This is a genomic window from Alicyclobacillus mali NBRC 102425 (assembly GCF_001570745.1).
GTDB lineage: Bacteria > Bacillota > Bacilli > Alicyclobacillales > Alicyclobacillaceae > Alicyclobacillus > Alicyclobacillus mali.
In genome coordinates this window covers 1-19155 of record NZ_BCSG01000014.1, presented here as the reverse complement: position 1 = coordinate 19155, position 19155 = coordinate 1, and the positions used below count along the sequence as shown (strand labels likewise).

Below are 19155 nucleotides of genomic sequence, written 5' to 3'. Positions count from 1 at the left end.
CTTTTTCCTTTCTTTACGATTTGCAAAGGGGACGTTCGCTTGTGTTCGGGCCGCTCGCCAACCGAGGCCGCAAGCGGTTCTACGGGTTGGATGTGCTGGTCCTCACCATCGCCGCATTGGCTCAGGCGTTCGTGCAGAACATCGATCAACTAATTGCGATTCGCTTTCTCCTCGGGTTTGGCGTGGGAGCCGACTACGTGCTGTCGCCGGTGATCATGGGCGAAAACGCCAATGCGCGCGATCGCGGCAAGAGCCTGGCGCTCGGGTTTGGGCTCACGTGGGGCATCGGCGCGGCGGTTGCCTGCCTCGTGACCATGCTCTTGAATGCCTGCGGCGTTCCTTCGGATTGGGTGTGGCGTATCGTCCTTGGTCTCGGGGCCGTACCATCCGCATCGGTCATCTACCTCCGGCGCCGGTTGCCAGAGACACCACGCTACGTGGCGCGTATGGAAGGGAGTGCAGCGGAGTACGAACGAGTGGTGGAATTTGTCGTGGGTCAGCCAGCTTCCATTGCGCCCGTGAAGCGGGACGACACATCCGCGGTCTTCTACTTCAGGACGCATGCGAAGCGCATCGTGACGGCGTGCCTGCTGTGGTTCCTGTTCGATCTCGTCGCCTATTCCAGCATCCTGTTTGGCCCCAACCTAATCGCCAAAAGCTTGGGCGTTTCGTCTGGCCTGTTTCAGGTGGTCATGGAACTCGCGTTCACCGTGCCCGGGGCACTGGTGGGCCTCGCACTGATTGACCGCGTTGGTCGCAAGCCTATGCAAATTGTAGGTTTTATGGGCATGGGCGTGAGCCTTGTGCTCTCAGTTTGCTGCGAGTGCATTTCGCTGGCCCGTGGATTGGCCTTTTGCTTTATGGCGCACAGAACCTCATGTCGCAGATGGGGCCCGGCTCCGTGTCCGCCTCTGGCATGCTCGGCGTGGAACTGGTGCCGACCAAAATTCGAGGAACCGTCCAAGGCTGGACTGTCGCGTCCGGGCGGGTGGGCGCGGCCATCACGGCCTTCGTCTTTCCCCCGTTATTTGCCAAGGTGGGTGAAGGAACGGCCATTCTCCTGTTGGGTGCCCTGTGTGCCATTGCGGCGGTCTGCACATGGGTCTTGCTTCCTGAAACCAGAGCCCTTCCCCTGGAAGAAGCCGCGCAAGAATCCGTTGCGTGACAAGAAGTGTCCCAACACGATGAAGATGGCAAGGGCGAATTCGTGCCCCTGCCATCTTCGCTTTCAAAGTCCATTCACTTTAAGCCGTTTTGGGCTCACATCCCGACGTTTGGTCCCTGTTCCTGAACGATGACGCGCTCATTGACATCCTCCAGCGCTCGTCCCGTCGTCTTCGGCCCAAGTGCCCCCACGTCGATCATCAAGAGTACCATGGCGCCGGCCACGACGGAGAACATCGCCGTTGCCCCGTGCGCGTGCAGCACGGGCAGCAGGATGAACGGCATCAGGCCGCTCATCAGGCGGCTCAGGCTGTAAGCCGTGCCGACAGCCGTGGCCCGAACGGCTGTCGGGTAAATCTCTGCCTGAAAGATGTGATAGCCATTCGAGAAGATGTTGCTGGACAACGTGTAGAGGAATCCAAACAGCATGATCAGCGCCGGCTGTGCGGTCATCCCGAAGAGAATGCCGAATACGGCCATGCAAAACGCGGCCCCCACGACGATCCACTTGCGCTCGATGCGCTCCACGATGGGCACAGACAGCAGAGAGCCGATGGGATAGCCGATGAAGCTGACCGCCGCATAGGTGAGCGACGTGGTGATGGTCAGGCCCTTGCTCGCCAGGACCAGAGGAACAAGCGTGCCAAAGCCGTAGTAGCCGAAGGTTTGGAGGATTTGAAAAATCCAAAGCATGATGGTCCGCTTCGCGTACGTCGGCGTGAACAACGTTCCGAGCGGCACGCGCTTCGGTTCCACCACATTTGCTGTTGGCCCCTTAACCTGCGTGGCCGATGACGGGGCCTCCTCGAGAAAACGCGCGAGGATCCGTTCCGCGTCCTGATGCCTACCCGCAGACTCGAGCCACCGCGGTGACTCAGGCAGATGCCGCTGCATCGCCCACACGATGATGGCGCCGATGGAACCGATGACAAACAGCCATCTCCACCCCGCCATGAGAAAGTGGGTGGTCACGAGGGCACGTGCCAAAAACCCTTCCACCGGCGTCGCACAGAATTCGAGCGTATACGTCCACGCCATGATCCGCCCGCGGTTATGCGCAGGGAAGATCTCGCTCAGGTACACGTCGCAGAGTGGCAACAGCGCACCGATGCCAAGTCCGGCGAGGAATCGGAAGACAATCAAGAAGGCCGCATTGGGGCTGAAGGCCGCGATGAACGTGAACACGGAGTAGGTCGACAAAATGCCGAGAAACGCGGCTTTTCGCCCGACGCGATCGGCCAGCGCATTGAAACCGATGCTGCCGATGAACATGCCGAGAAATGCGGATGAGAGCAGGAGCGCCTGTTCCGACTTGGGGATGTGGAATGCGCCCGTCAGCACCGTGCCGAGGACACCGGAGAGGTAGATGTCGAACAGGTCAAAGAACAAACTGATGCCGACGATCACGGCGATGCGCTTGTGCCACCGCGTGAGGGGCATCTGATTGAGGCGCGCGGCCACCATGGGTGTAGACAAGACCATCCCTCGCTTTCTGACGTTTTCCCGCCCGCGTTCATCACCTCCCTGGGCAGGTCATGAATCCTAGTACACGCTTTCATTATACAACCGTCAAACTTCTCTGAACACACTGCCAAACCGCCTTCTCGGCCTAGTTCCTGTATAATGAGGCTATGTAACCGCTATCGAAACGAGGCGCCTGTCTGCTGTCACGGCCCGTGGGCGCCCGACGAGGAGGCTCGCACATGTCCGAAGCGTACAGACCCGGTTTGGAGAACGTGATCGCGTGTGAGACGGAGATCTCGTTCCTGGATGTCGATCACGAAGAGATTGTCCTGCGTGGATACGACCTGATCGATCTCGCCAAGAAAGTGTCGTATATTGATATCATTGGCTTGCTGATTGACAAGCGCTTGCCTAACGACGAGGAACGGCGAGAATTTGAGCGCGCGCTGAAGTCGCATGGCCAGGTGCCGCTGAACATCTGGGCTATCCTCAAGCAGTTGCCGCCGACCACGCACCCCATGGACATGTTGCGCACCGGCGTGTCGGCTCTTTCGGGCTTTGACCCGAATCTTGACGATCCGTCTCCCGCGGCGAACCGCGAGCGCGCACTGCGACTCCTGGCCCAGGTGCCGCAGATTGTCGCGGCGAGTCATCACATCGCGCACGGTGGAGATCCAATTCCGCCCAAGGAAGAGCTGTCATTTGTCGCGAATGGACTGTACATGATCACCGGCCGCGAGCCAAGTTCGGATGAGGTCAAATACTTTGATCAGGTGCTCATGGTCTACTGCGAACACGAACTGCCGAACTCCACCTTCGCGGCGCGCGTCATCACGTCCACGCTGTCCGACATGTACGGGGCGCTGACGGGCGCGGTGGCCTCGCTCAAGGGACCTCTGCACGGCGGCGCGAACGAGGCGGTCATGGAGATGTTGCTCGAAGCCGAGACGGTGGAAGGCTTCGAACGGCTGATCCGGGAAAAGCTCGCGCACAAGGAGAAGATCATGGGGTTCGGCCATCGCGTGTACATGCGCAAAATGGATCCTCGCGCCCAGATGATGAAGGAAGCGCTGCAAGAGATGGCCGGATCGAATCCCGAGGCCAAGAAGTGGCTTGACATGTGCGTGGCCGGCGAGACCATCATGCGGGAGGAGAAGGGGCTGTATCCGAACCTCGACTACTACGCGGCGCCGGTCATGTACATGCTCGGTATCCCGGTTCCGCTCTTCACGCCGGTGTTCTTCGCGGCGCGCGTCGTGGGGCTTTCGGCGCACGTCATGGAGCAGTTGGCGAACAACCGCATTTTCCGCCCGCGCGTGTTGTACAATGGGCCGCGCGGCCTGAAGGCGTAAATCGGCGGGGGAGCCGACGTTTCCATAGTCGAACGTATCAGCGGGCGGCGCTGCCGCCCGGCACTTTGCTGTGTTCAGACCTGCGGTGAAATGTCAGGAGGATTGACGATGAGTGGAACCGTGGATCGCCAGGGCGGTCGCCCGTTTGACGACGTGATGGTGCAGATGACGGACTACGTGATGAAGCCGGAAGTCGCGAGCGACGAGGCGCTTCACATCGCGCGCCACGTGCTCATGGACACCCTTGGGGTGGGTTTGCTCGCGCTCTCCTTCCCGGAATGCGCGAAGCACATCGGGCCGTACGTGCCTGGGGCCGCCATGCCGGGGGGCGTACGCGTGCCAGGCACGAAGTACGAGCTCGATCCGGTCCAGGCCGCGTTCAACATCGGCGCGATGATCCGCTGGCTCGACTACAACGACACGTGGCTCGCCATGGAATGGGGCCACCCGTCGGACAACCTGGGCGGCATCTTGGCTGTGGCGGACTACCTGAGCCGGGAGGCGCGCAGGCGAGGCCAAAAACCGTTGACGGTGCGCCAATTGCTCGAGCGGATGGTGCAGGCGCACGAGATTCAGGGCGTGCTCGCGCTCGAGAACAGCCTGAATCGCCGCGGGCTCGATCACGTCCTGTTCGTGAAAGTGGCTTCGACCGCCGTCACCACGGCGATGCTCGGCGGTTCAAGGGAGCAGATTCAGAACGCCATCTCCAACGCGTGGATCGACAACGCGCCGCTCCGCACGTATCGCCACGCGCCAAACACGGGATCCCGCAAGTCGTGGGCGGCGGGCGACGCGACGAGCCGCGCCGTGTGGCTCGCGTTCATGGCGCTGCGCGACGAGATGGGCTACCCGAGCGCGCTGACCGCGCCGCAGTGGGGTTTCAACGACGTCGTCATGGGCGGCAAGCCCATTGTGCTGGCGCGGCCGCTCGGCTCATACGTGATGGAGAACGTGCTTTTGAAGATCTCCTTCCCCGCCGAGTTCCATGCGCAGACGGCGGTGGAGTGCGCGTTCCAGTTGCATCCGCTCGTGAAAGACCGCCTCGACGAGATCGAGCGCATCGTCATCACGACGCACGAGTCCGCCATCCGGATCATCGACAAGAAGGGGCCGCTTCACAATCCGGCGGATCGGGATCACTGTATCCAATACATGGTCGCCGTGGGGCTCATCTACGGGGATCTGCGGGCGGAGCACTACGAGGACGAGACGGCGAGCGACCCGCGCATCGACGCGCTGCGGGAGAAGATGGAGGTCGTCGAGGATCCGCGCTACAGCAAGGAGTACCTCGATCCGGACAAGCGCTCCATCGCGAACGCGGTTCAGATCTTCTTCCGCGACGGATCGCACACCGACAAGGTGGAAGTGGAGTATCCCATCGGCCATCGCCGCCGCCGCGCGGAAGGGCTGCCGAAGGTCATTGAAAAGTTCCGCGCGAACCTGCTGACGCGCTTTCCGGAGAAGCGCGCCGAGCGCATCCTCGACCTGTGTCTGGACGCAAACCGGCTGCACGAGACGCCGGTCGACGAGTTCATGGATCTGTTTGTCATCTGAGGGGAGGCGTGAACCTTGGCGTGGCTGGTGGAAGAGCAACCGAGCCAGGAGGAACTGGCCAAGCGGTTCCTGGAGCGCATGCGGGAACGGCGGATTCTCAAAATTCCCGGCGCGCACGACGGGCTGACGGCGCGGATCGCCAAGCAGGCGGGGTTTGAAGCCATCTACCTGTCCGGCGCGGCGTACACGGCGAGTCGTGGGCTGCCGGATCTCGGCATCGTCTACTCGAACGAAGTGGCCGAGCGCGCGGCCGATCTCGTCCGGGCTTCCGGCCTGCCGGTGCTCGTGGACATCGACACAGGGTACGGCGGCGTGCTCAACGTGGCGCGCACCGCGAAGGAGATGGTCGAAGCGCGCGTGGCGGCGGTGCAGATTGAGGATCAGGTGATGCCCAAAAAGTGCGGGCACTTGAACGGCAAGAAACTCGTCGAGCCGTCGGAGATGGTGGAGAAGATCCGCATGTTGAAGACGGTGGCGCCGACGCTTGTGGTGGTGGCGCGATCCGACGCCAAAAGCGTGGAAGGACTCGAAGCGCTGGTGGAGCGCGCGAATCGGTATGTGGCAGCAGGCGCGGACGCCGTATTCCCCGAGGCCTTGACGACGGAAGAGGAGTTTCGCTATGTTGCGGAGCGGGTTCCTGTTCCGCTACTCGCGAACATGACGGAATTTGGCAAGACGCCCTACTACACCGCGGACCAGTTTGAGTCGTGGGGCTATCGCATGGTCATTTATCCCGTGACGAGCGTCCGCGTGGCGGCAAAGGCCATTGAGCGCGTGTTCGAAGCGATTCAGCGGGAGGGAACGCAGAAGTCCTTCCTGTCGGAGATGCAGTCGCGCGAGGAGCTGTACAAGACCATTCGCTATTTCGATTATGAGGCGCTCGACGAGCACATCGCCAAGACGGTGCTCGAGGATTCGATGAAGCGCGCGGACGGATGAGCACGGGGCGGGCCTTTCGGGCCCGCCTTCTTTGGGGAGGAAGAGGCGGTTGCAGGATCGGTCGCTACCCACCTTGCAGGACATCGAACGGGCGAGAGAGCGGATTCGAGGGAGCGTGCTGTATACGCCGCTCGACTACTCGGAAACTTTTTCGCGTCTCGCCGACAACGATGTCTATCTCAAACTGGAGAACTTGCAGAAGACGGGATCGTTCAAGTTGCGCGGCGCGCTGAACAAGATCACGGCGCTGGCGGAGATGGGCACCCTCGCTGGCGTCGTCGCTGCGTCCGCGGGCAATCACGCGCAGGGCGTCGCCTACGCGGCGCGAGGGCGCGGCGTTCCATGCACCATCGTGATGCCGGAAGGGGCGAGCCTCGCCAAAATTATGGCCACGCAGCGGTACGGGGCGCGCGTGGTGCTCCACGGCGACGACTACGACGCGGCCTACGGTCACGCGAGCGAGATCGCCATGCGCGAGGGGCTTACCTACATTCACGCGTTTGACGATCCCGACATCATCTCTGGCCAGGGCACCATTGGTCTCGAGATCGCGGAGCAATTGCCTGACGTGAGCGCCGTCATCGTGCCGATGGGGGGCGGCGGTCTCGCGGCGGGGATCGCCATCGCGCTCAAATCGCTGCGCCCGGACGTGAAAATCTACGGCGTTCAGGCAAAGGCCGTGCCGGCATTTCGCCACGCGCTCGATCTCGGCGCCATCGAGACCGTGCCGGGCGAGCCGACCATCGCGGACGGCATCGCGGTGAGACGGCCAGGTGCGCTGACATTCGAGGCTGCGAAGCGGTACATCGACGACGTGATCGTCGTGGAGGAGGACGAGATCGCCCGCGCGATGATTTTGCTCATGGAGCGGTCGAAGCTGGTGGTGGAGGGCGCCGCGGCCACCACCATCGCGGCGGTGCTGGGGAAAAAGGTGCCGGCGGGGCTCGGCAAGGTGGTGGCCGTGCTGTCCGGTGGCAACGTCGACGTGGTGGTGCTGTCGCGGATCATCGAACACGGGCTTGTGGAATCGGGGCGTTACCTGCGCCTCGCCGTGACGATTCAGGACCGCGTGGGCGCGCTGCGGGACCTGCTCGACATCGTCGCCCGGCTCCGCGCGAACGTGCTCACGGTGCACCATCAGCGCGTGGGATCGCACATCCACCTCGGGCAGACGGAGGTCGAGATCGACCTTGAGACGCGCGATCACGCCCATATCCGCCTGATCTGCGACACGCTGCGCCAGGCGGGTTACGAGCCGGTCATCCGCGATTGATGGCCGCTCGGGCGCGAGGCCGGGCCCGTTGGCCGCGATGGGCGCGGTCTCTCGCTGCTCGGTGATCTAGTGCCTCTTTCTCACGGTATGATGAGGTCGAACGAGGGAGGTGGAGGGGTGTCCAAGCCGGAGCGCAAAGGCGACGTTCGATACAAATACCGAGACTACCTGGAGTGGGATGGACCCAAGCGGTGGAAACTCCTCGAAGGGCTGCCGTACATGCTCGCCAGCCCATCTCCGCTTCATCAGCAGATTGTCCTGCAACTCGGGACAGAGTTGTTCTCTTTGATGAGTGAGCGAGCGCAAAACGCTCGGTAGGCATTAAAAGAGGGCCGGGTTTAGACCCAGCCCCCGCCGTTATTGTTCGGGTCGTCAAACGGCCCATTGTCATCAAACGGCCCGTTCTGAAAACCGTCGTCGCGAAAATCCACCTGGTTGTCCCAGGGCTCAGCCGATCCCCAGTCCTGAGCCTGTCCCGGATCCACCGGGTTTCCGTTCGGATCGTACAAGTCGCCGTGGTCCATCATCATCTGCTGTTGCAACTGGTCGATCTCGTCCTGCTGAATGATGTTCTGCTGCAGAAGCGCGTCGATCATCTGCTGATCTTCCATCTGGCGGAACATATCGTACTGCATGGCGTCGATCCGGCCTTGCTCGAACAGCCACGACAACAGCGCACCGGCCGCCATGCCACCGAGGAACGAACCGGCGCCGCCAAACCCGGGGCGGTATCCGCCGTACGGCGGTGTCACGTCGTACGTTGGGCCGTAATTCGGTCCGTAATTGGACTGAAACGGGCCCTGATGGTACGGGCCGCTCTGATACGACTGGAATGGTCCGCGGCGGTACACGGGGCCGCTCTGGTTTCGGCGAGCGAACAGAAGCACCAGCAGAATGACGATCACGACGAGCAGAAGAATCACCAACAAAGGGCTCACCTCGCCTGTGGAGTATCCTTATGATAACGCGATCTCTCGCCTTGGAACCACCGTGCGCGCGAAAAAAGTGTTGCAAATGGGGAACACCGTGTTATAATTGGTCAAGGAAAGACAAAGTCAACCGAAAGGCTGCAAAAGGTCAAAGTTAGTCAATATCAATCGGTGGCTGAGATGGGGCGGGCGCGGTCTTTCAGACCACGCGGATTCGCGTTTCAGCCGCTGACGTCTATGCTGATGTTCGTAAGGCTGGAGGTGGCCATGATGCCATTCATCAATCCAGAGTTCATCTTGGGCGGCAATTTCCCGCTGGATGATTTGTTTCGTCAAATGAGCGGCCAACCTATGGGGCAGCCCGCGCACATGCTGTCCGGCGGTGCCAGAAACGGCGGCGTGCTCGAACAGTTCGGCCGCAATCTCACCGAGATGGCGAAAGCGGGGAAGATCGATCCGCTGATCGGCCGCGAGGACGAGATCGAGCGCACGCTGGAAATCCTGAATCGGCGCAACAAGAACAACCCCGTCCTCATCGGTGAGCCGGGCGTGGGTAAGACCGCTATCGTCGAAGGTATCGCCCTCCGCATCGCGGAAGGGAGGGTGCCGAAGAAGCTTTTGGGCAAGACGATTTATGCGCTCGACGTGGCTTCACTGGTGGCGGACACCGGGATTCGGGGCCAATTCGAGAGCCGCATGAAGCAGCTCATCGCCGAACTCGAGTCTCGCCAGGACGTCATTGCGTTCATCGACGAGATCCATCTGTTGGTCGGGGCCGGGGCCTCGCAGGGCGGGCTCGACGCGGGGAACATTCTCAAGCCTGCGTTGGCGCGCGGGGATATACAGGTCATTGGGGCCACGACGCTCGACGAATATCGTCAAATCGAGAAGGATCCGGCGCTCGAGCGCAGGTTCCAGCCCGTGATGGTGGACGAGCCGTCCGTCGAGGACGCCGTGCGCATCCTCGACGGGCTGCGGCCGCGGTACGAGGCATATCACGGCGTGCGCTACACGGATGCTGCCATTCGCGCGTGCGTGACGCTGTCTCACCGCTATATTGGCGATCGCTTCCTTCCCGACAAGGCCATCGACCTGATGGATGAGGCCGGATCGAAGGCCAACCTGCAGTACGGCGGAGATCGCGCGAGCATTGAAGAGCGCCTCGCCGCCATCGCGAGGGAAAAGGAGATGGCCATTCGCCAGGAGGCGTACGAGCGCGCGGCCGCGTTGAAGGCTGAAGAGGAGAAGCTACGCTCGGAACTGGCTCGTGCGGCAGGTGCACCGGATGTGCCCGTCGTCGACGAGGAGCAGATTGCGGCCATTGTCGAGGCCAAGACGGGCATCCCGGTGACGCGGATGCAGGCCGATGAGCAGGCCAAGCTCAAGAACCTGGAGGCCGATCTCGCCGCCGTCGTGATCGGCCAGGACGAGGCCGTTCGCCAAGTCGCGCGCGCCATTCGCCGCAGCCGCGTGGGGTTGCGCAGGGGCGACCGGCCCATTGGCAGCTTCCTCTTCGTCGGTCCCACGGGCGTCGGGAAGACCGAGATGGCCCGGAGGCTCGCGGAACTTCTCTTCGGATCGAAGGACGCGATGATCCGGCTCGACATGAGCGAGTACATGGAGAAGCATTCGGTGTCGAAGCTCATCGGCGCGCCGCCCGGGTACGTCGGCTACGAGCAGGCGGGCCAGTTGACGGAGCAGGTTCGTCGCCACCCGTACAGTCTCATTTTGGTGGACGAGATCGAAAAGGCGCACCCGGATGTGCAGCACATCTTCCTCCAGATCATGGAGGATGGGCGCTTGACCGACAGCCAAGGGCGCACCGTGAGCTTCAAGGACACGCTCATCATCATGACGTCGAATGCAGGCGAGGTGGAGCGGAAGAGCCATGTAGGCTTTGCAATAGCGCCCGAAGAGGAAGTGCGCGCCGATGTCGATCTCGGCGATCTGTCGGCCTACTTCAAGCCGGAGTTTCTCAACCGGTTTGACGCCATTGTCCGGTTCCGTGCCCTGGGGCAGGCGGAGGTGCAGCGAATCGTCGAGCTGATGCTCGCAGAGGTGCGCGAGCTTCTGGCGGCGCGCGGGGTGACGCTTTCGTGGAGCGAGGAGGCCGTGCCCTGGTTGGCGGCGCGCGGTTATCATCCGGCCTTCGGCGCGCGGCCGCTCCGCCGCACCATCCAGACGTACGTCGAAGACCCCATCGCGGACCAGTTGATCGACGAAGAGGTGCGCAGCGTGCGCTTGGATGTCGAAGGAGATGCGTTGGTGGCGCGGGCACTTGAGACGGCGCCGTCAGCATGAATGACGTATCAAAACCAGCATGAACGAAGAGCGCGGGACACCCGGGTGTCGGGGTTCCCGCGCCTTTCTTTTCCGATTACCAGAAGAAGAGCCCGAAGAGCGCGTAGATGATGAGAAACGGCACGGCCCAGCGCACCCACGCGCCTCCATAACCGTATCCCATGCCTGGGGCGCCGTAAGGGGCAGCGCCATAGCCTGGGCCACCCATGGGACCTGCGCCAAATCCTCCGTATGCGAGAGCGGGATCGAGATCTGCCGGATCGCCACTGGCGAGAATGAGGGACGGCACGGCCTGGGAGCGGGGCGACAACACAATCACACGGCCGTCGGCTGTCACCCGCTCGATCAGCCCCTGATGCTGTCCGTATGGGGTGCGAAACGTGACCCAGCGCCCTACGAGGCGCTCGCATTCAGCTCTTGTACACATGGTCTCACCCCCCAACCTAATCGCACCGTATGCCCTGAGTCGCTGTGTCGTCGCGGTCGATGCCGGGGGTACCGCACTGTGAATCCGAGGTCGGAAGAAGCAGACGTCGTTCGAGCGGCAAAATCTCAAAATTGGGTCGAGTCCGTTTTGAAAACTGACAGACCGCGTCCTTCGGTATACTCAGGTCTACTCGGTGAGACGACTCAGGAGACGGTTTACCATGCGTATCGTGGTCGGTATGACGGGTGCCACAGGGGCGCCGCTTGCGGTCCGTACACTTCAGGCTCTTCGCGATCTCGGCGTGGAGACGCATCTGATTTGCTCGCGGTGGGCAGAAACGACGTTGAAGCTTGAAACGCAACTTTCGTTGCCAGACCTTCATCGGCTCGCGGCGACAGTCCATCGATTGGATAACTTAGCCGCCTCCGTCGCAAGTGGCTCGTATCGAACGGACGGAATGGTTATCGTGCCCTGCAGCATGAAGACCATGGCCGCCATTCGCATGGGGCTGAGCGACAACCTGATCGTTCGAGCCGCCGATGTCACGTTGAAAGAACGGCGGCCTCTGGTGCTCGTGGTTCGCGAGGCACCGCTTCACGAGCTTCACTTGGAAAACATGCAGGCGCTCGCGCGAGCCGGCGCAGTAATCTTTCCTCCTGTGTTGGGATTTTATCATCGCCCGCGCACGTTGGATGACGTGATCGACCACATCGTAGGGCGTATCCTCGATCAATTTGGTCTCTCGATGCCAGTTCCGCGATGGGGCGAGCCATCCTCACAACGGGACGCTGCCGACGAGTCACCCCTGCTATGAAGATTTGCTTGAGGAAAATTCACTTTATTTACGAGTTATCAATGGATGATTCACATGATGATTAATTCCGTCTATGATCCATATCACACGCCGCAATCGGCGTGTCAGGGGGGCGAATGCCGTGGCGTTTCTTTCGTTTCGGGCTTGGCTACAACACTTGCGGAACACGGACCGGTTACTGGATGTTGAGGTTGAAGTGAGCTTGCGGTATGAAGTCGCAGCCATTGCCAAGCGGGTCGATGGGCAGAAGGCTGTCCTGTTTCACCGGACGGACGGGGCCCCCGTGCCGGTCGCCAGCGGACTTGTGTCGCACAGACGTTGGATTGCAGAGGCGCTCGGATGTGGGCAGGTTGATCTCGTCCACAAGTTTCGGGAGGCATGCGAGCAACCCGTGCCGGTGGTGCGGGTCATGGAAACGGAGGCGCCTGTGTACCATCAGGTTCAAGTGGACGAGATCGACCTCTTGAAAACGCTTCCGATTCCGACGCATCACGAACACGACGCGGGGCCGTATATCACCGCGGGACTTGTCATCGTTCGTGATCCATCCACCCGAAAGCAGAACGTGGCGATTCATCGCTTGCAGGTGACCGGGCCGAACAGGATGGGGGTGCTGCTTCTTCCCCGTCACACGCTTCACCTGTTTCGCCAAGCCGAGGCGGCCGGCAGGCCACTCGAATGCGCTGTGGTCATCGGCGTCGATCCTGCGACTCTCCTTGCTTCCCAGGCCAGTACTCCGTTCGGTGTCGATGAACTCGAGATTGCGAGTGCCCTGCGCGGCGAACCGCTTCCGGTCGTCCGCTGCCGGACTGTCGATGTCGATGTGCCAGCGGAAGCAGAGATCGTCATCGAAGGACGTATTCTGCCGGATGTTCGGGAGCCCGAGGGTCCGTTCGGCGAATTCCCTCGCTATTACGGACCGCGGTCCGACAAGCACGTGATTGAAGTGACGGGGGTGTTGATGCGCGAAAATCCGGTGTATCACACAATTGTTCCGGCGGGATACGAGCATCTCTTGCTTGGCGGCATTCCTCGGGAGGCCAGTTTGTTTGAGACCGTGCGCCAACTGGTTCCCACAGTTCGTGCGGTTCACATGACGCCCGGGGGATCCTGTCGATACCACGCGGTGATTTCCATTCGCAAGACAGAGGAAGGTCAAGGTAAAAACGCGATCCTCGCGGCGCTGGCCAACAGCTTTGACATCAAGCACGTGGTGGTGGTGGACCAGGACGTGGATATCTACAACCCCGAGGAGGTGGAGTGGGCGATCGCCACCCGGTTTCAAGCGGATCGGGACCTGGTCCTGGTGTCAAACAGCCAGGGGTCCAAGCTCGATCCGTCGACGGACGATGGTGTCGGCAGCAAGATGGGGCTCGACTGCACGGTACCCTTGAACGCGGATTCGTTTCGTTTTCGACGTATCGCGATTCCGGGATTCGCAGAGATGGATTGGAGCCGATACGGGCTGAAGAATTCGTTCGAGGAAGGCGAGTGAGCAACATGATGGATGTCGAAGATGTCGATCTTGGCCATCCAGAGGATTCACTGGATGAGGCGGCTCGCAGACTCTGGCGAAAGGCGGTTGCTTTTGGAACTTGGGACCCTTCAAAAATCGATCTGTCTCAGGACAAATTGGACTATCAGCGCCTGAGCCCAGGGATGCGCGCCTATTTGGAGTCTTTCTGCGGGGCCTTCTATCACGCCGAGGAGAATGTGGCTCGGCTCTTCTGTCCTTGGATTATGTCCGTGTCTTCAACCTGGCAGCAAGCGTATTTGAGCACACAACTGGTTGAAGAGTTTAAGCACACAGATTTCTTCTCCCGGTACTTCGAAGAAGTTTTCGGGGTCTCCAGTCCAAAACGCAGACTCGCGAACCCCGTACACGACTCATTGTATGAACGCTCGCGACAATTGCTTGCCAGCCTGGAAGCCCCAGAAGGAGAGAGAGCCACGCGTCTGGTGGAAGCGTTTACGCACTATCAAGGCATCATCGAAGGTGTCCAAGCGAACGCGGGCTACCACATCTTTGTGCACGTATTTGGTAAGCACGGTCTCTTTCCCGGACTCTCCCAGGGCTTTCGAAACATTCAGCGCGACGAAGGTCGACACGTGGGGTTCGGCATGCGGGTTCTACGCCATTACGCCGAGCGGGATGCGGTGCTCGCGGCGAGAATCCGCGATATCTATCAGGCGTATTTGCCGTTCATACGTTCGAGGTACGGCCAGCCCATCGAGGTGGACGGGGTCTGTTATGACCCACCGGTGGAGGAGCGAGGCATTGAGCGACTGATGGAAATGTATGAACGGCGCATGCGCGACATATTCGGTACACACTGGCAAGGAGCGTTGGAGTAGGAATTTCACGATGAGGAGGATTTGAATGTCCATTTCGACGGCTAGCCCATACGCCGTTCAACCAACACGAAAGCAAGTGGTGACGGCGACCATTGCGTCCCTTCTCGGCTGGTCTCTGGACTTGTTCGACCTGTTTGTCCTCTTATATGTTGCGCCAGACGTCGGGAAGCTGTTCTTCCCATCCAGCAATCCCACGCTTTCGCTCGCGTCTGTCTACGGCTCCTTCGCCGTCACCCTGTTAATGCGGCCGCTCGGAAGTGGGCTATTCGGATCGTTTGCCGACCGGTTCGGCCGCAAGCGCGCGATGATCACGGCGGTGGTCGGCGTGGGTATTCTAACAGCGCTCTTTGGAGCACTCCCTACGGTTCACCAGATAGGAGCCTTGGCGCCGATTCTATTCCTATTCCTCCGCCTCTGCCAAGGGATCTGCGTTGGAGGCGTCGTCGCGTCCACGCACACCATTGGAACCGAGTCGGTGTCGCCGAAATGGCGTGGGCTGGTGTCAGGACTCATCGGCGGCGGAGGAGCGGGGATAGGCTCACTCATCGCCTCCATTGTTTATGCGATTTGGTCCTCCGTGTTTCCGGGGCCGGCATTTGACGTCTGGGGATGGAGATGCATGTTTTTCTCCGGTATCCTGAGCGGCCTCCTCGGGGTGTTTGTGTTCAACTCGCTCGAAGAGTCTCCGCTTTGGCAGCAGGCAAAACACGTGGAAGCTCAGGAGGCCCCGAAAGCGCCCGTTCGCTCGGTCTTCACGACGTACCGGCGGATCCTGTTTGTCAACCTAATGATCACGGTTGGCGGAGGAAGCGGTTATTATCTCACGTCTGGTTACCTTCCTACGTTCTTCAAAGTCGTCAACAAACCTCCGCATGCCACCGCCTCCATGGCGTTAATTGCCGCCAGTCTCGTCGTCATCCTTGCGGCTGTATTGGTGGGACATCTCAGCGAACTCGTCGGGAGAAAACCCGTGTTTTTGACAACCGGCGTGATCGCGCTTGTCGCTGTTCCATTCCTTTACCATGGAATGGCAACCACACATGCTCCGGGAGCATTGATAGCGTATGCACTGATCTTGGTCTTCCTCGGCAATGCAGCGTATGCGCCCATCGTGGCGTTCTTGAACGAGCGCTTTCCCACAAAAGTGCGCTCGACGGGTACTGGATTGTCGTGGAATATGGGCTTTGCCGTAGGCGGAATGCTTCCAACTTTTGTGTCGTTAGCAGCGGGTACCACCTCCAACATCCCGACAGCACTCACGATTTTTCTCATGGCGGCGCTGGCCTTGTACGTAATCGGCGCACTGGTCATTCCGGAGACTCGGGGGCACTTCGAGTAAGTTGACGCCTGGCAGGAGGATTACCCAATGAAGACCTATCAGAATTACATTGCAGGCACTTGGCAGTTATCGAGTTCAGGAGAGACGTGTGACTCGACTGACCCGGCGACGGGCCACCTTGTCGCCAGGACGCAGTCCTCCACGAAGGATGACGTGGAGCGGGCCGTGGCAGCGGCTCGCTCCGCTTTCCACGCTACGGATTGGGCGATGAACTCACACGCGCGATCACGGGCCCTTGCTGCGTGGGCGAATGCCATCGAGAGCAAGCAGGAGAATCTGGCACATCTCTTGTCCCACGAAAACGGCAAGCCCATCCGCGAAGCTCGCGCTGAGATCGCGAGTGCTGTCGACGCATTGCGATACAACAGCGTGATGGCTCGCAATGTATGCGGGCGAACGTTTCAACCGTCTCGCGACGCATATGGCTTTTTGATGCGGGAACCTGTCGGTGTTGTGGGAGTAATCACGCCTTGGAACTGGCCGGTTCTCCTGTTGTTGCGCGATCTTGCGCCCTGCCTTGCTGCCGGAAACGCCGCCATTATCAAACCGGCGGAACGCACGGGTGCAGTCACAGCAGCCTTGGTCGAACTTGCTGCGGATCTCGGTCTCTTTCCGCCGGGCATTCTGCAACTCGTCACGGGCAAGGGCAGCATCGTGGGTGCTGCTCTGGTGGATCATCCCGATGTCGATATGATCGCGTTCACCGGGAGCACTGAAATCGGACAAGAACTCATGGCTAAGGCTAGCCGTTACGTGAAGAAGGTCGCTCTAGAGCTCGGGGGAAAATCCCCCAACATCTTGTTTGCTGACTGCGATCTTGAGCGCTCTGTGTCCACCGCATGCAGGTCCGTTTTTATGACCAGCGGCCAAATCTGTATGGCTGGATCCCGACTTTTGGTAGAGGCGTCGGTGTACGAGCAAGCATTGGGGCTTGCGAAGTCTTACGCGGAGTCGCTTCGGGTCGGCATGCCGCTGGACGAATCGACAGACATGGGGCCTGTGATTTCGGAAACGCAACTAAAGGCCATTCTTGCGTTCATCGAGGAAGGGCGTCGCCGAGGCCGCGTCATCGCCGGTGGGAGGCGTCTCTCGCAGCCGCCTTACCATTGCGGCCATTTTATAGAGCCAACCGTGATCGCGGACGTACCCGTCGATTGTTCGGTGGTGCAAGAGGAAATCTTCGGGCCTGTGCTGGTTGTGGAGAAGTTTGAATCGGAAGAGGAAGCGATTCGCCTTGCGAATGCCACGCGCTACGGGCTGGTGGCAGGCATTTGGACGAAGGATTTAGATCGGGCTTTCCGGGTGGCCCGTGATCTGCAAGCTGGGACCGTATGGTTGAACGGCTATAACCGGAATTACGCGGAGGCAGAGTCCGGCGGCTACAAGATGAGTGGGCTCGGCCGTTCTCGGGGTATCGAGGGGTTGTACGAGTTCACCGAATTGAAGCATATTCACCTCACGCTGGACGTGTGAGCTAATGGAGATGAGCCTATGGCATACGGAATTCACATCCCAACACGCGTGACATTTGGTGAGGGCGTCACCCAACAATTGCCTCGTGTGCTGCGCGAGATGAGGGCTTCACGGGCGATGGTCGTAACGGATCCCGGCCTCATGCAGTCTGGTGTCGCGAGCCAAGTGGAGACCTTGGCGCGTGAGGCGTGTCATGATGTGTATGTCTACGCGGATGTGGAGCCCGATCCAAGCGTGGAGACAGTTCATCGCGTGGCCTCCCTGTGCTGCGAAGCAAGAGTGGAAGTGTTGTTGGCCGTCGGCGGGGGGTCCGCGATCGACGTCGCGAAGGGGGCTCGTGTTGTGGCAGAGCTCGGAGGCGACCTTCGCAGGTTCGCTGGGATCCGCGCGGAGATGATTCCGGGACCGCTTCGCATGCGATTGTGCGCCATTCCGACCACCGCTGGAACTGGTAGCGAGGTGACTTTCTTTGGCGTGTACTCCGACTGGGAGCATCAGGTGAAGGTCACGGTTACAAGCCCGTATCTCGCGGCGGATGTGGCGCTGGTGGATCCGCTGCTCACTCACAGTGTCCCGCCTAAAGTGACTGCCGCGAGTGGGATCGACGTGTTGGCGCACGCCTTGGAGGCGTACGTATCGCGGCAAGCGACGCCTTTTTCGGATGCGCTTGCGGAACGGGCGATGGACTTTGTGGGGGCGAACCTAGTTCGGGCTGTCGTGGACGGAACGGATGCGTGGGCGCGCCGGGCCATGGCGGAGGCAAGCCTCTATGCAGGAATTGCGTTCAATCACGCGTATCTTGGACTGACCCACGCTATCGCGGCCGCAGTATCGGGGCATGCGCATGTGCCGCACGGGGTTGCGATCGGAATCTGCCTGCCAGCTGTGATTCGATATAACGCACAGGTGTGTGTTGAAAAGTATCGTCGCGCGGCAGACATTCTCATGGAAGGCGAGAGAATCGGAGGTGGTGATGCGGCCGAGATCGTCGAACGACTTGCTCGCGCCATAGGGCTGCCCTCGAGGCTGCGCGACGTTGGAGTGACCAAGGACGCGTTGGGGAGTATCGCGCGTCAAACCCTGTCGAGCGTCCAGTTGAGCCACAATCCCCGCCCGGCGAGCGAGCGGGATGTTCTGAGTTTGGTGGAGTCTCTCTGGTGATGGAGGCGGTGCGCGGTGAATCTGGCGCGCATGTTTGAGATGGCGGCGGCGAGGGAGCCTCAGGCCATCGCGCTCATTGAGGGCGATCACGCCCTGAGCTACCGTGATCTGCATGCAGCGGTGAACCGCGTCGCTCACGCGCTGCACAAGCTTGGTGTCCGGCGGCGAGATCGCGTGATAGCCCTGATGAAAAATCGGCAACAGACCGTGATACTTTTCTGGGCCGTGCAGAAGCTCGGTGCCGTGTTCGTGCCTCTCAACTATCATATGGCACCCGGAGATCTGGAACGCTGCATTCTGGATGTAGAACCGAAGCTCATCTGTTTCGAGCGCGCCACGAGGAACGCTCTGAGATATATTAATCTTCTTGAAAAACCTATTTATGTAAGTCTTGACCCGGATGATGGTGACGTCACGTGGGGCGAACTTGTGCGCAACGGAACACCTTCGTTTGACGCTGTTCCGATCGAGGATGACGATCCGGCCGTCATGCTTTATACGTCTGGAACCTCAGGCCATCCAAAAGGCGTGCCAAAATCGCATAAGAGTGAATACGTGTCCACCATGTCACAGATCATTCAGAATCGATATGATCGATCTGATGTCATGA

17 protein-coding genes are annotated in these 19155 nt (G+C 60.4%); 14 read left to right on the top strand and 3 right to left on the bottom strand.

Annotation, left to right across the window (positions count from 1 at the left end):
• The first annotated feature begins 41 nt into the window (after positions 1–41).
• A complete protein-coding gene (locus AMA01_RS06050) occupies positions 42–1298 on the top strand; it encodes an MFS transporter (RefSeq protein WP_067848886.1) in 1257 nt (418 codons plus the stop codon).
• On the opposite strand, the gene AMA01_RS06045 is transcribed toward AMA01_RS06050, so the two are convergent.
• Positions 1261–2646 carry an MFS transporter gene (locus tag AMA01_RS06045; protein WP_230088236.1) on the bottom strand — a complete coding sequence of 462 codons (1386 nt, stop codon included), beginning with the start codon at positions 2644–2646 and terminating at the stop codon, positions 1261–1263. The genes AMA01_RS06050 and AMA01_RS06045 overlap by 38 nt on opposite strands.
• 221 nt (positions 2647–2867) lie before the next feature.
• Here AMA01_RS06045 and mmgD point away from each other — a divergent pair, with 221 nt between their 5' ends.
• The 5 genes from mmgD (at position 2868) to AMA01_RS06020 (ending at position 8064) form a co-directional block, all read left to right on the top strand.
• On the top strand, positions 2868–3980 hold the full coding sequence (mmgD, locus tag AMA01_RS06040; protein WP_067848880.1) for a citrate synthase: 1113 nt from the start codon (positions 2868–2870) through the stop codon (positions 3978–3980).
• A 108-nt stretch (positions 3981–4088) separates the two neighbouring features.
• On the top strand, positions 4089–5534 hold the full coding sequence (locus AMA01_RS06035) for a bifunctional 2-methylcitrate dehydratase/aconitate hydratase (protein ID WP_067848877.1): 1446 nt from the start codon (positions 4089–4091) through the stop codon (positions 5532–5534).
• 15 nt (positions 5535–5549) lie between these two features.
• Positions 5550–6473, top strand: a complete 924-nt coding sequence (prpB, locus tag AMA01_RS06030; RefSeq protein WP_067848874.1) for a methylisocitrate lyase — start codon at positions 5550–5552, stop codon at positions 6471–6473.
• A 49-nt stretch (positions 6474–6522) separates the two neighbouring features.
• Positions 6523–7746: a threonine ammonia-lyase gene (gene ilvA / locus AMA01_RS06025; RefSeq protein WP_067848870.1), complete on the top strand. Its 1224-nt coding sequence runs from the start codon at positions 6523–6525 to the stop codon at positions 7744–7746.
• Positions 7747–7863: 117 nt separating this feature from the next.
• On the top strand, positions 7864–8064 hold the full coding sequence (locus AMA01_RS06020) for a hypothetical protein (protein WP_067848868.1): 201 nt from the start codon (positions 7864–7866) through the stop codon (positions 8062–8064).
• Positions 8065–8084: 20 nt separating this feature from the next.
• Here the strand turns inward: AMA01_RS06020 and AMA01_RS06015 are convergent, their stop codons facing one another.
• Positions 8085–8669: a hypothetical protein gene (locus AMA01_RS06015; protein WP_231862842.1), complete on the bottom strand. Its 585-nt coding sequence runs from the start codon at positions 8667–8669 to the stop codon at positions 8085–8087.
• A gap of 276 nt (positions 8670–8945) precedes the next feature.
• On the opposite strand from AMA01_RS06015, the gene AMA01_RS06010 reads away from it, so the two are divergent.
• Positions 8946–10976, top strand: a complete 2031-nt coding sequence (locus AMA01_RS06010; RefSeq protein WP_067848858.1) for an ATP-dependent Clp protease ATP-binding subunit — start codon at positions 8946–8948, stop codon at positions 10974–10976.
• Between the two features lie 76 nt (positions 10977–11052).
• Here AMA01_RS06010 and AMA01_RS06005 read toward each other — a convergent pair whose 3' ends face one another.
• Entirely contained in the window at positions 11053–11403 is a 351-nt protein-coding gene (locus tag AMA01_RS06005) for a hypothetical protein (protein WP_067848856.1), read from the bottom strand.
• Between the two features lie 220 nt (positions 11404–11623).
• On the opposite strand from AMA01_RS06005, the gene AMA01_RS06000 reads away from it, so the two are divergent.
• The 7 genes from AMA01_RS06000 to AMA01_RS05970 form a co-directional block, all read left to right on the top strand.
• Positions 11624–12217, top strand: a complete 594-nt coding sequence (locus AMA01_RS06000; protein WP_067848854.1) for a UbiX family flavin prenyltransferase — start codon at positions 11624–11626, stop codon at positions 12215–12217.
• A gap of 73 nt (positions 12218–12290) precedes the next feature.
• Positions 12291–13712, top strand: a complete 1422-nt coding sequence (locus AMA01_RS05995; protein WP_067848851.1) for a UbiD family decarboxylase — start codon at positions 12291–12293, stop codon at positions 13710–13712.
• Positions 13713–13717: 5 nt separating this feature from the next.
• On the top strand, positions 13718–14572 hold the full coding sequence (locus AMA01_RS05990; RefSeq protein WP_231862841.1) for a R2-like ligand-binding oxidase: 855 nt from the start codon (positions 13718–13720) through the stop codon (positions 14570–14572).
• A gap of 25 nt (positions 14573–14597) precedes the next feature.
• Positions 14598–15911 (top strand): MFS transporter, encoded by a 1314-nt coding sequence (locus tag AMA01_RS05985; RefSeq protein WP_067848845.1) that lies wholly within the window; start codon positions 14598–14600, stop codon positions 15909–15911.
• Between the two features lie 27 nt (positions 15912–15938).
• Positions 15939–17384 (top strand): aldehyde dehydrogenase family protein, encoded by a 1446-nt coding sequence (locus AMA01_RS05980; protein ID WP_067848843.1) that lies wholly within the window; start codon positions 15939–15941, stop codon positions 17382–17384.
• A gap of 18 nt (positions 17385–17402) precedes the next feature.
• Complete coding sequence (locus AMA01_RS05975; RefSeq protein WP_082744017.1) at positions 17403–18545, top strand: iron-containing alcohol dehydrogenase; 1143 nt, start codon at positions 17403–17405, stop codon at positions 18543–18545.
• 15 nt (positions 18546–18560) lie between these two features.
• On the top strand, positions 18561–19155 hold a 595-nt coding region (locus tag AMA01_RS05970; RefSeq protein ID WP_156468417.1), incomplete at its 3' end, for an AMP-binding protein.

Excerpts from the sequence above, each read along its gene's own strand:
- AMA01_RS06045 (WP_230088236.1), bottom strand. The coding sequence starts at position 2,646 with ATGGTCTTGTCTACACCCATGGTGGCCGCGCGCCTCAATCAGATGCCC.
- mmgD (WP_067848880.1), top strand. The coding sequence starts at position 2,868 with ATGTCCGAAGCGTACAGACCCGGTTTGGAGAACGTGATCGCGTGTGAG.
- AMA01_RS06035 (WP_067848877.1), top strand. The coding sequence starts at position 4,089 with ATGAGTGGAACCGTGGATCGCCAGGGCGGTCGCCCGTTTGACGACGTG.
- AMA01_RS06010 (WP_067848858.1), top strand. The coding sequence starts at position 8,946 with ATGCCATTCATCAATCCAGAGTTCATCTTGGGCGGCAATTTCCCGCTG.
- AMA01_RS06005 (WP_067848856.1), bottom strand. The coding sequence starts at position 11,403 with ATGTGTACAAGAGCTGAATGCGAGCGCCTCGTAGGGCGCTGGGTCACG.
- AMA01_RS06000 (WP_067848854.1), top strand. The coding sequence starts at position 11,624 with ATGCGTATCGTGGTCGGTATGACGGGTGCCACAGGGGCGCCGCTTGCG.
- AMA01_RS05995 (WP_067848851.1), top strand. The coding sequence starts at position 12,291 with ATGATCCATATCACACGCCGCAATCGGCGTGTCAGGGGGGCGAATGCC.
- AMA01_RS05990 (WP_231862841.1), top strand. The coding sequence starts at position 13,718 with ATGATGGATGTCGAAGATGTCGATCTTGGCCATCCAGAGGATTCACTG.
- AMA01_RS05985 (WP_067848845.1), top strand. The coding sequence starts at position 14,598 with ATGTCCATTTCGACGGCTAGCCCATACGCCGTTCAACCAACACGAAAG.
- AMA01_RS05980 (WP_067848843.1), top strand. The coding sequence starts at position 15,939 with ATGAAGACCTATCAGAATTACATTGCAGGCACTTGGCAGTTATCGAGT.
- AMA01_RS05975 (WP_082744017.1), top strand. The coding sequence starts at position 17,403 with ATGGCATACGGAATTCACATCCCAACACGCGTGACATTTGGTGAGGGC.